16 protein-coding genes are annotated in these 14,543 nt (G+C 64.2%); 11 read left to right on the top strand and 5 right to left on the bottom strand.

Annotated elements, in window-relative coordinates:
* The 3 genes from VEK15_19205 to VEK15_19195 form a co-directional block, all read right to left on the bottom strand.
* The coding region (locus VEK15_19205) for a hypothetical protein (protein HXV62835.1) at nucleotides 1-298 on the bottom strand (298 nt) is incomplete at its 3' end.
* A gap of 139 nt (nucleotides 299-437) precedes the next feature.
* Nucleotides 438-1,286, bottom strand: coding sequence for a hypothetical protein (locus tag VEK15_19200; protein ID HXV62834.1), 849 nt, complete (start codon nucleotides 1,284-1,286; stop codon nucleotides 438-440).
* 11 nt (nucleotides 1,287-1,297) lie between these two features.
* Entirely contained in the window at nucleotides 1,298-1,609 is a 312-nt protein-coding gene (locus VEK15_19195; GenBank protein ID HXV62833.1) for a metal-sensitive transcriptional regulator, read from the bottom strand.
* Nucleotides 1,610-1,886: 277 nt separating this feature from the next.
* Here VEK15_19195 and VEK15_19190 point away from each other — a divergent pair, with 277 nt between their 5' ends.
* A complete protein-coding gene (locus tag VEK15_19190) occupies nucleotides 1,887-4,229 on the top strand; it encodes a heavy metal translocating P-type ATPase (GenBank protein HXV62832.1) in 2,343 nt (780 codons plus the stop codon).
* Nucleotides 4,230-4,263: 34 nt separating this feature from the next.
* Here the strand turns inward: VEK15_19190 and VEK15_19185 are convergent, their stop codons facing one another.
* On the bottom strand, nucleotides 4,264-6,675 hold the full coding sequence (locus tag VEK15_19185) for an ABC transporter permease (GenBank protein HXV62831.1): 2,412 nt from the start codon (nucleotides 6,673-6,675) through the stop codon (nucleotides 4,264-4,266).
* A gap of 152 nt (nucleotides 6,676-6,827) precedes the next feature.
* On the opposite strand from VEK15_19185, the gene VEK15_19180 reads away from it, so the two are divergent.
* The 9 genes from VEK15_19180 to VEK15_19140 all read left to right on the top strand — a co-directional run bounded on the left by VEK15_19180 (nucleotide 6,828) and on the right by VEK15_19140 (nucleotide 12,670).
* Nucleotides 6,828-7,184, top strand: a complete 357-nt coding sequence (locus tag VEK15_19180; GenBank protein HXV62830.1) for a hypothetical protein — start codon at nucleotides 6,828-6,830, stop codon at nucleotides 7,182-7,184.
* Nucleotides 7,181-7,999, top strand: coding sequence for a fumarylacetoacetate hydrolase family protein (locus VEK15_19175; GenBank protein HXV62829.1), 819 nt, complete (start codon nucleotides 7,181-7,183; stop codon nucleotides 7,997-7,999). Before VEK15_19180 ends, VEK15_19175 begins: the two co-directional genes overlap by 4 nt.
* Nucleotides 8,000-8,065: 66 nt before the next feature.
* Nucleotides 8,066-8,422 (top strand): hypothetical protein, encoded by a 357-nt coding sequence (locus VEK15_19170; protein ID HXV62828.1) that lies wholly within the window; start codon nucleotides 8,066-8,068, stop codon nucleotides 8,420-8,422.
* A gap of 89 nt (nucleotides 8,423-8,511) precedes the next feature.
* Nucleotides 8,512-8,949 (top strand): hypothetical protein, encoded by a 438-nt coding sequence (locus tag VEK15_19165; protein ID HXV62827.1) that lies wholly within the window; start codon nucleotides 8,512-8,514, stop codon nucleotides 8,947-8,949.
* 18 nt (nucleotides 8,950-8,967) lie between these two features.
* Complete coding sequence (locus VEK15_19160) at nucleotides 8,968-9,585, top strand: cation transporter (GenBank protein ID HXV62826.1); 618 nt, start codon at nucleotides 8,968-8,970, stop codon at nucleotides 9,583-9,585.
* Nucleotides 9,586-9,691: 106 nt separating this feature from the next.
* Complete coding sequence (locus tag VEK15_19155) at nucleotides 9,692-9,952, top strand: type II toxin-antitoxin system prevent-host-death family antitoxin (GenBank protein HXV62825.1); 261 nt, start codon at nucleotides 9,692-9,694, stop codon at nucleotides 9,950-9,952.
* Nucleotides 9,949-10,101, top strand: a complete 153-nt coding sequence (locus VEK15_19150; GenBank protein HXV62824.1) for a PIN domain-containing protein — start codon at nucleotides 9,949-9,951, stop codon at nucleotides 10,099-10,101. Before VEK15_19155 ends, VEK15_19150 begins: the two co-directional genes overlap by 4 nt.
* Nucleotides 10,102-10,229: 128 nt before the next feature.
* On the top strand, nucleotides 10,230-11,777 hold the full coding sequence (locus VEK15_19145) for a hypothetical protein (protein ID HXV62823.1): 1,548 nt from the start codon (nucleotides 10,230-10,232) through the stop codon (nucleotides 11,775-11,777).
* On the top strand, nucleotides 11,774-12,670 hold the full coding sequence (locus tag VEK15_19140; GenBank protein ID HXV62822.1) for a VWA domain-containing protein: 897 nt from the start codon (nucleotides 11,774-11,776) through the stop codon (nucleotides 12,668-12,670). Before VEK15_19145 ends, VEK15_19140 begins: the two co-directional genes overlap by 4 nt.
* Nucleotides 12,671-12,839: 169 nt before the next feature.
* Here the strand turns inward: VEK15_19140 and VEK15_19135 are convergent, their stop codons facing one another.
* Complete coding sequence (locus VEK15_19135) at nucleotides 12,840-13,454, bottom strand: methyltransferase domain-containing protein (GenBank protein ID HXV62821.1); 615 nt, start codon at nucleotides 13,452-13,454, stop codon at nucleotides 12,840-12,842.
* Between the two features lie 105 nt (nucleotides 13,455-13,559).
* On the opposite strand from VEK15_19135, the gene VEK15_19130 reads away from it, so the two are divergent.
* On the top strand, nucleotides 13,560-14,543 hold a 984-nt coding region (locus tag VEK15_19130; GenBank protein HXV62820.1), incomplete at its 3' end, for an alkaline phosphatase D family protein.

The following is a 14,543-nucleotide window of genomic DNA, read 5'->3' as shown; positions in this document are numbered from 1 at the left end:
CGGCTGAAGTCACCTGCTCGAGCTCGGCGAGCTTGCCGTTCGCATCGGGGTGCTCGTGAAGCTCATAGACGATGGGTAGTCCGGTCACGACGAGCGTCCACTTACCCCCAGCTCTGGTGACTCGGCCCGTGACTCTGACTTCCGCCGTCTTGGGGGTGAATCCGTTGTCGCGAACGACCTTACGGATGGCCTCTGGGTCCAGGGTATTTCCCGGCTTCAGCTTGATGTCGGCGGCGCCTTCGTTGAGGCTTACCGTGACGGTCTCGACACCCTCGATCTTCCGCAAAGCCACGCTCACGGCGTGGGCACAAACGACTCAATCCATTCCGAAAATCGTCTGCCGTATCTGAAGGAATTCGGCATCGGCCGTAGTGGGAACGAGCCAGGCGAGAAAGGCACCGACAATCGTGAGGCGTCTCATAACATCACTCCTTTCCTCAGAACCAATAGGTGAAGTTCGCGACGAGGCGAACCCTATCGTTCGGTTGAGTGCCGTTCAGGTCCTCGTAGACCCGAAATACCGGTCCCCCGGAGATTCCCCAGCTTCCATACAAACCCAGCAGCGTAAGACCCATGAAGATCTGGTGGCCACCGCTGTCGAGGACGGACGTGCCCGCGATGACGTCACGCGCCCGATGCTCCCCTACCACCTCGACGAAGATTCTCCAGTCTGGGTGAGGATAGTCCTTACGAAAAGGCGGCGGACGGTAGCCGAAAACGACGCTGTACATCGCGAGGTCGCCGAGATGATCGGCCGTCTCTCCGGTAGGGGTCATGTAGCGTCTATAGAGGCCTCCGACCCACGCATAAATCGTCCGCGAGGCGTAGCCGGTGACCAGAGCCCCGACAATCCCGGGAGCCGTGCGGGTGCCGGCGCGCAGATCGTCCGTTGGGTAATCGAATCCGCCATAGGCGGTGCTCTCGAATCGCGCCCCCACCTTCGGGCTGGTGCGGTGGAACCGGTAGCCCACCAGTAGCTCGACGTCGGGCTCGGCCGGCATCATCGCCATCATGCGAGCCGGACTCGCTCCTTGCTCCGTGTAAAGCGGCATCGGGACCGATACCGATAATTGCAGATCCTCGGTGACGCCATACCCGAGCATCGGCCGCAGCATGGCCATGGGCGAGTCCCCGGAGCGACCCATGACCGCGAAGTCGAGGCTGAACGCGCCGCGACCGAGAGTCGGCGTCGCAAGTCCGAAAACGGGTCCATGGCCCGACGCCCGTGCGTCCCGCGAGACGGCCGCCGCCGCAACGATGAGTCCAACGACGAGGGTACGGTTCATGGATCCAATCATCAGCGGGTGAGCTTGAAGATCACTTCCATGAGCTCATCGAAGACCTCTTGTTCGCGGCCGCTCTTGATCGCTTGCGAGGCGCACCGCTCCACGTAGTTGCGCACGACGAGCTTTCCGACCCCGCGCATCGCCTGCTGGACGGCGGCGACTTGCGTCAAGATGTCGACGCAGGGACGATTGTCATCGAGCATCCGATCGATGCCGTCCATCTGGCCGCGGAGCCGTCTGAGGCGGGCATGAATTTCCCCCTTTCGCTCGTCGGGAACGAAGGCCTCGTTCAGAACTCGAAGCGGCATAGAGTTCCTCGTCATTCGTTCACCTCCGTCACGTGATTTGTGAAAGCGCGGGGAGCGAAATCCCCTGCGGCACGCCGTGGAAATTTTATACCAATACCCCCTTATGGTATATTCTAAATGGAGCAAAGTGTCAACCGAATCCGGGCGCTAACAACCGAGTTCGATGAGAGAATCCCGCGGCCCGATTCTAGCGGCCTCTTGCGCGGACGACTCCCTGCGGCGATTGCGGCTTCCGCCGCGAGGTGTAAGATTTGCCACGAGCAACGTGTTGCACCCAGTGGAGGCGGGAAGCATGATTCGAAGCCAACATGATAACTACCGGCATCACGACACGGAAACGAGCGTCGATCCTGTATGCGGAATGACAGTCGAGCCTTCCCAGGCTGCCGGTAGCGTCGTTCACGGGGACACTACGTTCCATTTCTGTAGCCAGCACTGTATCGAGCGCTTCCGGAGGGATCCGTCGGCGTACGCGCAAACCGACTCCGCCCCGGACGATCAGGCGAGCGCCGCACCGGGGATGGAGTGGACGTGCCCGATGCATCCGGAAATCATTCGCGACGCGCCGGGAAGCTGTCCCATTTGCGGAATGGCGCTCGAGCCGCGGACGGCCACGGTCGAAGAGGACAACCCCGAGCTTCGCGACATGTCGCGCCGGTTCTGGATCTCTCTCGTTCTCTCCGTCCCCATCCTCGCCCTCATGGTTTCGGAGATGCTTCCGGGTCAGCCTCTACAGAGTCTCGCGAGCTCGACCGCGCTCATCTGGCTCCAGTTCGCACTCGCGACGCCGGTGGTCGTCTGGGGAGGCTGGCCGTTCTTCGAGCGCGGCGCCCAGTCGATCGTCAGCCGCCATCTCAACATGTTCACGCTGATCGCGCTCGGCACCGGCGCCGCCTTCGCGTTCAGTGTCGCCGCCGCGGTCGTGCCGGGGTGGTTTCCTCAGGCGTTTCGCGATCCGCATACGGGGGCCCTTCCGGTCTACTTCGAGCCCGCCGCCATCATCGTCACCCTCGTGCTTCTGGGACAGGTGCTGGAGCTCCGGGCCCGCAGCCAGACGTCGCGCGCGATCCGCGCCTTGCTGGGATTGGCCCCGGACGTCGCCCGGCGCGTGAATGCCGACGGGAGCGAAGAGGACGTCCGGATCGAGCACGTTCAGCCAGGCGACCGCCTGCGGATCCGGCCAGGCGAAAAGGTTCCGGTCGACGGTGTCGTCGAAGAGGGCGCGAGCGCGGTCGACGAATCGATGCTGACGGGTGAGCCACTTCCCGTCGAGAAGACACCCGGAAGCGCCGTGACGGGAGGGACGGTCAACGGCACCGGAAGTCTCGTGATGAAGGCCGAGCGCGTGGGAAGCGAAACGCTCCTGGCACAGATCGTTCGCCTCGTCAGCGAGGCGCAGCGATCCCGAGCTCCCGTCCAGCGGCTGGCCGACACGGTGTCGGCGTGGTTCGTGCCCGCGGTGATTCTCGTCGCGGTGCTCACCGCCATCGTGTGGGGGCTCGGCGGACCCGAGCCTCGGCTCGCGCACGCCCTGGTCAACGCGGTGGCGGTGCTCATCATCGCCTGCCCCTGCGCCCTCGGCCTCGCGACGCCGATGTCCATCATGGTCGGCACCGGCCGGGGCGCCCAGGCGGGCGTTCTCATCAAGAACGCCGAGGCCCTCGAGATTCTGGAGCGGATCGATGCCATCGTGGTCGACAAGACCGGAACGTTGACCGAAGGTAAGCCCGCGCTCGTCTCGGTAGAGCCGATGGGGTCGTTCTCCGAAGCGGAAGTACTCCGCGTTGCCGGAAGCCTCGAGCAAGCGAGCGAGCACCCGCTCGCCGCCGCCATCGTCGCCGGTGCCGTCGAGAGAAGCGCGACGCTCGCCGGCGTCCAGGATTTCCAGTCGGTCACGGGAAAAGGCGTCACTGCCGTCCTGGACGGTCAGTCGATCGCGATCGGAAATCAGGCTCTCCTCGATGACCTTGGAGCCGATTTTTCCGCCGCCGCCGAACGGGCCGAAACGATTCGCCGCGACGGCCAGACGGCCGTTTTCGTCGCGATCGACGGGAAGCTCGCCGGGGTCCTCGGCATCGCCGACCCTATCAAGGAAACGAGCCGCGAAGCGATCGAGCACCTTCACGAGGACGGGGTGAGCGTGATCATGCTCACGGGAGACAACCGCACGACCGCCGAATGGGTGGCGAGCAAGCTCGGCATCGACCGCTTCGAAGCCGAGGTGCTCCCCGACGAAAAGGCCGCCATCGTCAAGCGCCTCCAGAGCGAAGGCCGTCGAGTGGCCATGGCCGGCGACGGCATCAACGATGCTCCAGCGCTCGCTCAGGCGGACGTCGGCATTGCCATGGGCACGGGAACGGACGTCGCCATGGAGAGCGCCGGCATTACCCTCGTCAAAGGCGACCTCCGCGCAATCGCGCGCGCCCGGCGTTTGAGTCGAGCAACGATGAGGAACATCCGCCAAAACCTCGCGTTCGCGTTCGGCTATAACGCTCTCGGAGTTCCCGTGGCGGCCGGCGTTCTCTACCCCTGGTTCGGCATCTTGTTGAGCCCCATGATTGCCAGTGCCGCGATGACGTTCAGCTCGGTTTCGGTTATCACCAACGCGCTGCGGCTGCGGAACATCCGTCTGTGATCGCGCTTGGTCTGCCGCAAAGCTCTCCGAAGTTTCATTCGGTACGCAACGCCGTCATCGGGTCGACCCGGGTGGCACGTAACGCCGGCACCAGCGTCGCCGCGAGACCGATGATCCCGAGAACCACCGCGGCTCCGACGAAAGTCACCGGCTCGGTCGCGCTGATCTCGTAGAGCAAGCTTCCGAGCACGCGCGTCAATCCGATGGCGAGTCCGAGCCCGACGAAGACCCCCGCCGTCACGAGCCCCATTCCCTGCCTCAAGACGAGCTCGAGTACCGCGGAGCGAGTGGCACCGAGAGCCATGCGCAGGCCCATCTCGCGCGAACGTTGGGTCACGGAGTGTGAGAGCACGCCGTAGGTTCCGACGCCTGCGAGCGTCAATGCGGTGACCGCGAAGATCGCGATCACCACGAGATGAAACCAAGGGCGCGAGACGTTGATCGATACGAGCTCGTCCATCGTCTGGACGTCACGAATGGGAAGCTGATCGTCCACCGCCCAAACCGCTTCGCGAATCTGAGGTACGAGCCGCTCCGGATTCGTGCTCGTCCTCACGAGCATCTGCAGGTCGGCCAAAGTGCGTCCGGTACGAAGTAGCGGCCGGAACATCGCTTCCTGCCCCTCGTGCTCGAGGCCGATGAGACGCGCGTCCTCGACCACTCCCACCACGGTGAGCCACGGGTTCGTCGAGGCCGCGCCACCGAACTTCAGCCTCTTGCCCAGAGGATCGTCCTCCGGCCAGGCCTGCTCCGCGAGCTCGCGGTTCACCAGCACCACGCCGTCCTCGCTGTCCCCGTCGGCCAGAGTGAGCTCCCGGCCACGAAGAAGCGGCAGCCCCAGGCTCTGGAAATATCCTGGTGTCACGCCGAGGACCATGGGCCACTGCTCCCGCTCCACGATCTCGCCCGAAGTCGATTCCACGCTCATCTGCGCCCTTCCCCACGCTCCCGAAAGCGGTGTCCAGGTCGAGGCCGCGGCCGAGCGAACCCCAGGTACCGTACTCACGCGCTCGAGAACCTGCTCGGCGACGGCATCCCATCGCGCCGATTCAGAGAACCGATAGCTCGGGAGCGAAAGCTGGAACGTCAGCAACCCGCCGGTCTCGAACCCAGGGTCGACGGATACGAGGCGGGCGAAGCTCCGAATCATCAACCCCGCCCCGATCGAGAGAGTCAATGCGAGACCCAGCTGGGCGACCGCGAGGACGTTACGAAAACGACGGCGATGGAGCTGCGAGCTCACCGCCTGCGCCGTGGCCCTCAGCGAGCGATCGAGGTCCTGCCGAGAGAGGGCGAGGACCGGAATCAGACCGACGAGAACGCCCGTTCCGATCGAGGCGGAAGCGGAGAACAGCAGGACCCGGGCGTCGACTCCCACGCGTGCGAGACGCGGAACGTCGAAAGGCGCCAGAGCGACGAGCAGCTTCGTGCCGAAAAACGCCAGTATCACTCCGAGCAAACCGCCCACCAGCGAGAGCAGAACGCTTTCCACGAGAAGCTGTCGAGCGATTTGCCAGCGCGCAGCGCCGATGGCGGCGCGGATGGCGAGCTCTCTTGCTCGCTCGGCGCTGCGAGCGAGGAGCAGACTCGCGACGTTGGAGCACGCGAGGAGAAGGACCATCCCCACGGCGCCGAAGAGAACCCATAGAGGCCGCTCGAGTCTTCCGACGAGGTGCTCGCGCAGCGTCTCCACGTCGGCCCTCCATCCCAAGACCGGCGGCCGGTTCTCCTTCTCCCAGCGCTCCAGAATCGCATTGACGTCTTCCCGGGCCGCAGCCAGAGAGATGCCAGGCAGGCGCCGGGCCACCACCCACACGAACGGCGCCGACTCGCCCTCGAGCTCCGCCACCGCCATGGGGCGCAGGACGTCGAAGCGCGTCGGCACGACGTCATCACCCGGCGGAAGGACCCCCACGACCGTGTGCTCCTTGCCGTCCACGCGGAGGCTGCGGCCGATGATATCGGCACCTCCGCCGAACCGCCGCTCCCAGAGACCATGCCCCAGAATCACCACCGGAGCGCTCGTCTCGTGCTCTTCCACCTCGAAGCCGCGTCCGATCGACGGCGCGTTGCCGAGAAGAGACAGAAAATCGGGGAGTATCCTCGCCCCCCTCACGTTCTCCGGGTCTTCGGCACCCGTGAGGATCACCCGCTCACCGCTGTAGCCGGAGAGCCGAGAAAAACTCCGCGCTTGCTCGCGGAAGGCCCTCACATCCCTCGCGGGGAACAACATGCCGGCGAAACCCTGCGCCCGGTTGTTTCGGGTGATGACGACCAGAGTCTCCGGATCGTCGAAGGGCAGGGGCTCGAGCAGCACGCCGCTCACGAAGCTGTACATCGCCGTCGTGCCTCCGATGCCGAGACCGAGCGTGAGTATCGCGAGCAGGAGGAAGCCCGGGGCGTTGCGAATCGTTCTCGAGAAGGTTCGAAGGTCCGGAACGATCATGGGCTACGGACTATCTTGCACGCCGACGGACCGCGACGGCAACAAGGACAAGCGCTTTCGATCGTCGCCCCACACTAGATCAGACCTAGAATGCGTGCTCCGTGACCCTTTGAGCTTGGCGTCGAGTGCGCTTCCAGTGCTAGGCTGTCGAAATGAAGAAAGAGGACGAGGAGCTCCGTCTTCCGGTTGCTTGTTCGCTTCCCCCTCTGGAGCTGCGCCTTCGCGTGACCGCGATTCGACAGGGGATCGCGAGACGCATCACGGCAGTCGAGGACCTCGAGGATGGGATCGCGCTGCGACTCGCCCCGCTCGACGAGGCTCTGCCCGAGGCCATGGCCTTCGTCGAATTCGAGCGGCAATGCTGCGAGTTCGCCACTTTCGAGCTGCAGCGGGACGAAGCCGGCGATGCGCTGCGGATCGAGATTCGCGGTCCGGAGGGCACGAAGCGTTTCTTCGAGGAGCTTCTATCGGATCTCGTCCCGCGACTAGCCCAACGCCGTACCAGATGAAGGTCTACCGCACGCTCGACGGCGTCGTGGGCTACGACGGAAGCCGGTGGCTCCGAGCGCGGACGTTTTCCTTCGATGCCCTGTTTCGGGGAGGTTCGGGGACCCTCGATGCCTTCGACGAGGAGACGGGCCCGTTGGAGGATGGCTCGACGCTCCTCCCGCCCCTCGAGAGTCAGGAAATCTGGGCAGCCGGCGTGACCTATTTTCGCAGCCGTGAAGCGCGGATGGAAGAGTCCGAAAAAGAGGCGGATGTCTACGACCGCGTGTACTCCGCAGAACGGCCGGAGCTCTTCTTCAAAGCTACCCCGCACCGCGTCGTGGGCCACCGGCAGAACGTCGTCATCCGCTCCGATTCGACCTGGAACGTACCGGAGGCGGAGCTCGCCATCGCCGTGAGCGCGGGGCGGCAGATCATCGGTTTCAGCATCGGAAACGACATGAGCTCACGAAGCATCGAAGGCGAGAATCCGCTCTACCTGCCCCAGGCCAAGATCTACGACGGGAGCTGTGCGCTCGGGCCTTGCCTCGTCCTCGGTGATGAGCCTCTACCCCCCGAGACCTCCATCCGGTTGCGTGTCGTTCGCGGCGGTGACGCGATCGTCGACGACAAGACCTCGCTCGCGGAGATGAAACGCTCGCCCGAGCATCTGGTGAGCTATCTGTTTCGCCACAATAGCTTCCCCAACGGCGCCTACCTCTTGACCGGCACCGGGATCGTGCCCGATGCCTCCTTCACGCTCGCGCCCGGGGATGAGGTTACGATCACCATCGATGGGCTCGGAACCCTTTCCAACGTCGTCTCTTCGACCCGTTGATCGCCCTGCGTGACGCGCATCCCAACAGCTTGCGTTTCCTGCGATGCGGACGTACGCTGATGTGACGTGCTCCACAAGCGACATCCGCGGCTCGCGAGCGCAACGGTCGCGTTGCTCCTCGGTTTCACGCTCGCGGATCTCACCGGCGACTTGCTCGGTGCGCCAGTCTGCGCCGCGGACACCGATCGCGCCAATGACACCCCGGCCACAGCGGCGCAGGCGATGATGAGCATGCAAAACGCGGAAGATGACGCCGAGGCTCCTCACATCGACGATTGTTTCTGCTGTTCCCGCTGCGTCGAAAGCTCTCCGTGGTTCAGCTTCGATGCCGCGCCCGGCTCCGTTGACCTGATGAGCCTCGATCCGCTTCGGCGCGTTTCTTCGTCGCCCGACCGTCTCTATCGACCTCCCCGAACCTCCTGATTTCTCGTTACCCGCACTCCAAATCACCGGGCCTCGCCCGGGCGCGGAGTGTTTTCAGGAGGTTCCATGAACCGAATCGGAGACGACACATGATGGCCATCAAGGCCCGCGCGCTCGAAGGCGCGCCGATTGCGCTCATGAGTGCTTTGCTTTTCGCTTGTCACGCACCCACGCCCGAGGACGAAGCGCAGATCCGAGAGCTATTCAGTCAACTCTCGAGCGAGCTCCCCGGCTCGACTCCCGCCGAGATCACGCCGTATCTGACGGAAAGGGAGCACCACGAGGCGGAGGACCCGTATCACCATCGTCCCGCCCTAGAGCTCTTGATGAGGTTCAGCTCGTTTCGAGAGCTCGAGATGGAAGTCCGAAGCATCACCGTCACGAACGGGCGGGCTCACGTTCGCTGCTTCATTCGTGGCCTCGAGACCGGGCCGGATAGCTCCGGGGAGCCGGTCTCGCAAGAGCAGATTTTCGAGCTCCTGCGAGATCCGGCCGGTTGGCGCATTGCCGACCACGTGATTTCGTGAAAGGCAAGAGCCCGCCAATTGTCGGAGTCTTCCGCCACGGGTGAGCTCGAGCGACGAGCCCTCGTTCTCGAGTATTTCACCATCGCCTGGAACGTCATCGAGGCTCTCGTCGCCCTCGTGGCCGGCTGGGTCGCGGGCAGCATCGCGCTCGTCGGATTCGGCCTCGACAGCCTCATCGAAGTCACCTCCGCGGTGGCTCTGGTGTGGCGCCTGCGACGGAGCGGCGATCCCGATGCGGAGCTCGAAGCGGAGAGAAAGGCCCTACGCGTCGTGGGCTATACGTTCTTCGCGCTCGCCGCTTACGTGACGCTTCAAGCGGGAAGCATCCTGTTGCGGCGCGCGCCCCCGGAGGAAAGTCTCGTCGGGATCGCCCTCGCCGCGGTGTCTCTCATCGTGATGCCCTGGCTGGGTTTCGCCAAGAAGAGACTCGCGAAACGCCTCGGCAGTCGCGCGCTCGAGGCGGATGCGACCGAAACCCTCGTCTGCTCGTATCTGTCTCTGACCCTTCTCGTCGGACTCGGCGCCAACGCTGTATGGGGATGGTGGTGGGCCGACCCCGTCGCCGCGCTCGCCATCGTCGCCTTCGTTCTCCACGAGGGGAAAGAGGCCCTGGAGCACAGCCGCGGCGATGTTTGATGGGTGCTACGCTGGATGGGCGTCGTAGTGGCAGCGCGGCGTTTGGAACGTCGCTGCTATAATCATACTAATTGAGGCAATCACTATGATCCGACAAGCATCTGCTGTGAAGCTGCGCCAGAACCTTGGCGACCTGTTGAACGAAGTGCAGTATCGGAACGGCAGAATCCTCATTACGAAAGCGGGGAAGCCCGTGGCGGCTCTCGTCGACGTTGCTTTATTCGAGCGAATTCAGAAGCTTGACGCACAGTTCGAACAACTCGCCGACAGGCTGGCAAAGGTTTTCGACGCCGTACCAGCCGAAGAGGCCGAGGCCTGGCTGGATGAGGCCGTGCGGACCGCGCGCGAAAAATCCGCTGATCAGTGAAGGTCGTCCTCGACACGAACGTTCTCTTATCCGGTCTGATGTACCCCGACAGCCAGCCGGGACGAATCGTGTCGGCGTGGCGCCATGCCCAGTTCGAGGTGGCCACGAGCCTCGCGCAACTCGAGAAATCGTTCGCCAAGAAACTCTGAGCGCTAATCCGATCATCTCGACGGCCGTGTAACAGGGTTCGCGAGCCACGCCTCGTTCAGCAACCACGACGCCGATAACGCGCTGGCCGGCTTGACAGCCATCAACGAGACAGCTAGAAAATGAGAAAATGAGATGGGCGGCGCTCCTCTCGCTCGGGCTTACGGTGCTTCCGCCTCAACCCGCGCGGCCCCCTCCCGAAAAGCCCTCGGAACGCTTCACCGTCTACGTCGAGGCCGCCCCCGAGGCAGGTGCGGCGTCGGATGCACCCATCGAGATCGTCCTCAGGGAGGTAGTCCAGGGCATCAAGAAGAGAAAGAAATGGCTCTTCTTGACGTCCGATCCGAAAAAGGCCGAAGTCTTCGTGCGGGTCCTGGGTCACCGGGTTCGGGAAGAGCACGTCACCGCTCTGGGTACACGAGTTCGCTACCGCGGCGGCACCGACGGCACGGAGTCCGCCATCGAGCTCGTCGATACGAACACTCTCTCCGAGCGGCACTATCTTCGAGCAAGCGCATCCGCTCTGGGAATCTCACGGATGGTCGTGGGACACGATGGGCGCAACAAAGGGGCGAATCTCAAACGGGCCGCTTCGGTTCTGGGTGAAGAGCTCGAGGAGCTCTTGAAAGAGCACTACTGGACCCTCGAGGATCGCCGGCGACGCGCCGCGGCCGTCGGTCTCGACCTCCCCGAGCCCGAGGTGTCCACCGAAGCGGAGGTCGAGCCCCCACCTCCCGAGCCCGACCCGCAGTTCGCAAGCTATCTCTCGGCGGTCGATCGATACCGGCAAGGAAGCTTCGTTCCCGCGGCACTCTCGATCTCCAATCTGACGTCCGGGGAGCTCTACGCCCTGGGAACGATGTATCTCGCGGCCGATCGACCCGCCTCCGAATGGAAGGCCGCCGCCCTCCTCCACACGGAATGCGTCGTCACTCTGCCGCACGCGTCCGACAGCCACCTCGAGCTGGCTCGTCGAAGCGCCCAGCATCTCGAGCTCGCGAAGCGCTATGCCCAGGCGATTTTCGAGCCTGTTCAAAGAACGAGCTTCCAGAAGCGCTGGCATCTCGCGACCGCGTACTACTTTCACTCTCGTTTGCGCTCGACCGAGGCCGTTGCCCTCCTGTCATCGGGTCTCCAGCTGTTCCCCGGCGATCCCGAGCTTCTCTACTCGCTCGGCGCACTCCATCAGACGTCGGGCGTCCTGCGCGGAGATCGCAGCGCCCTGCACGACGCCGAGATCGTTTATCGCTCTCTCGCGGCGAGAGAAGCTCCTCTGCCCGATCTCGACGTGCGCCTCGCCCACGTGCTCCTGAACCTGGATCGGCTCGACGAGGCGCGAACCGCGATGGAATGGGCGACGCATGAGATTGGCACGGACACCGAGCTCGCGGCCTCCATGATCGCCGGTGAGATCGCCGCCGAACGCCGCGACTGGTTACAGGCGCGCGAAGCGTTCGCGATGGCCTGGGAGATCGACCCGTCGTGCCAGGCTTGCGTCGTCGCCCTGGCGGCAGCCCTCGAGCGTACCGGGCGAAGAGAAGCCAGCGCGAAGCTCGTCGCCGATTGGCTCGCGTCTTCTTCAAGAGACGATGACGATGGCTGGTGGAGGTTCCTCCTCGGCCCCGCCGCTCGATTCGAAATGCTTCTCGATGAGCTCCGCTCCGAGGTTCTCACGTGATCGGAGCTCTCCTTCTGCTCTTGCCTGGCGCCTCCAGTCAGCCGCAGGATGTCTTCCAGTTCCGCGTAGACGTGCGAAGAGTGTACGTCGATGTGTTCGTGGCTCAGCGGGGAAATTCCCTTGGCAATCTCACCGCGAGGAACTTCGAGGTCTACGACGAAGGCGTACTCCAGGAGGTCGAGCTCGTGGACGTCGCTTCCGTTCCGCAAACGTTCGCGCTTCTCCTCGACGAGAGCGGGAGTATCAGCGGTGAGAAGCGCGAGCACCTCCAGGAGGCCGTGCGGAGCTTCGCCGAGCGGTTGAGCGATGACGACGAGCTCGCGGTGCTCAGCTTCTCCGAGCGAACGACTCTCCGCAAGCCCCTCGGCTTCGACCGACCGGAGGACGCCGCAACCTACGAGATAACCGGCCGTGGTTGGACGGGCCTCAACGACGCTCTATTCTTGGCACTGTCCTATCTTCGCACCGGCAACGGAAGGCCGATTCTGGTAGCTTTCACCGACGGCATGGACAACGCGAGCTGGATCCGTGAGGAAACCGTTCTGGAGAGCGCACGAGCGGGCGAGGCCGTCGTCTATTCGGTGAGAGCCGACGTCGGAGCCCAACTCGCACAAGTCGGAGGCTCTCTGACCCCGGGCGGAAGCGCCGTTCGCAGCAGCGCGATGCTCGAGGAGCTCGCTCGAATGAGCGGGGGGCGCACCGTCGAGGCGGCTCGGCTCGAGTCGATTGCGAAAACCTTCGAGGAAATCCTCTCCGAAGTGAGCTCTCGGTACTTGCTTTCCTTCTCGCCTCGTGCCGACGGCGAGCCGGGATGGCACCGTCTTCGCGTCGACGTAAAAGGAGTCCGGGACGTCGAGGTTCGTGCCCGGGCGGGGTACTTCGCGCCGCCTTGACCTATGGCTTTCGCGCTCGGAAATTGATCCCGATCGTGCCGAACTTGGCGGCGCTCGACGCCTGCGGCGCGTCCTTGTAGACCTCGGCCCGCCACGTGATCTCGAAATCCTCGAATCCCGCGGCCTCGACGATCGCCTCGAGCTCTGCTTCCAGCAGAGCGCCGGCGATTCACCCGGTCCAGAGGTCGATGCGCTCCTTCGCCTTTTCGCTCACCGGCTTTTCCACGAGAATGTCGCCGAGCTGAAGGCGGCCGCCCGGCTTCAGGACCCGCGCCATCTCCTTCAGCGTTCGCATCTTGTCGGGCGTGAGATTGAATACACCGTTCGAGATGATCGCATCCGCCCAGCCATCGGGCACCGGAAGCTCCTCCACGTAGCCGCGCCGGAACTCGACGTTCGGGAGATCGGCTTCCTTCCGGGCCGCTTCGGCTTTTTCGACCATCTCCGGCGTCATGTCGATTCCGACGACAGCACCGTGAGGGCCGACCATCCGGGCCGCGATCAGACTGTCCATTCCCGCACCGCAGCCGACGTCGACGACGCGCTCGCCCGGCTCGAGCTCACCCAGGCTGAAGGGGTTTCCCGTGCCAGCGAACGACTCGATGGCTCTCTCGGGAATCCCTTCGAGGAGCGCGTCCCCGTAGCCCAGGATTCCCGCGAGCTTCCGGCCGGTGTGAAAATGGAAGCCCCGCTCGGGCTCTCGGGCAACCATCTGATACTCGTCGCGGATCGCGGCTCGCAGAGTCTCCCGGTCCACCGACGGGGTCTTGGGAATTGCCAACATCTTCTCGAGCCTCCTAATTAAGGTTACGCGAAGACGGGGCGACACCCGCCACGCCTGTCCGACCGAATATGGTACCCTCCGCCGTTCTCGAGGAGAAGCATGCGCATGAGCCCCATTTCACGAAGGCGTTTCCTGCAACAGACGGCTGCCGCAGCCCCGGCGCTTCTGATCCGCCAGAGCCCGGTGCGATTCTCGACAAATCCCTTCACGCTCGGGTTGGCCTCGGGGTATCCGCTTTCCGACGGCTTCGTCATCTGGACGCGCCTGGCACCCGCGCCGCTTCTGGGCGGCGGGATGGAACCCTCCCCCGTTCTCGTCGACTGGGAAGTCGGCACCGATGACCGGATTGCCAACGTGGTTCAGCGCGGCACCGCCCTCGCCTCCCCCGATTGGGCGCATTCGGTTCACGTCGAGGTCGAGGGTCTCGAGCCGGATCGCTGGTACTGGTATCGCTTCCGCGCCGGGAGCGAGGAGAGCGGCGTGGGACGTTCGCGGACGGCGCCGCCCGTCGACGCGAGTCCCGAGCGGCTGCGCTTCGCGTTCGCGTCGTGCCAGCATTGGGAGCACGGTTTTTATGCGGCCTATCGCCACATGGTGGCCGACGAGCCGGAGCTCATCATCCATCTCGGTGATTACATCTACGAGGAAGACTTTGGACCGACGAAGGTTCGTCGGCATTCTGCGCCCGAGCCCATCACTGTCGACGACTACCGGAATCGCTACGCGGAGTACAAGACCGACCCCGATCTTCAGGCAGCCCATGCGGCCTGTCCCTGGCTCGTGACCTGGGACGACCATGAGGTCGACAACGACTACGCCGATCTCGCGAACGAAGAGCTGCGGCCCCGCGAGTGGTTCCGTCGGCGGCGGGCGGCGGCCTACCGCGCGTACTACGAGCACATGCCTCTGCGGCGAAACCAGGTGCCGCTCGGCGAGCACCTTCCGCTCTATACGAACCACGCTTTCGGGAGGCTCGTCGAGCTCCAGATTCTGGACGACCGTCAGTACCGATCGCCGCACGTCTGTCCCGACCCCGGTCAAGGTGGTTCCGCCATCGTCTCCCATTGCCGCGAGCGACTCGATCCGTCA

The sequence above is a fragment of the Vicinamibacteria bacterium genome (assembly GCA_035620555.1).
GTDB lineage: Bacteria > Acidobacteriota > Vicinamibacteria > Marinacidobacterales > SMYC01 > DASPGQ01.
Note: the sequence above shows the minus strand (reverse complement) of the source record. Positions and strands in the feature narration are given on the sequence as shown.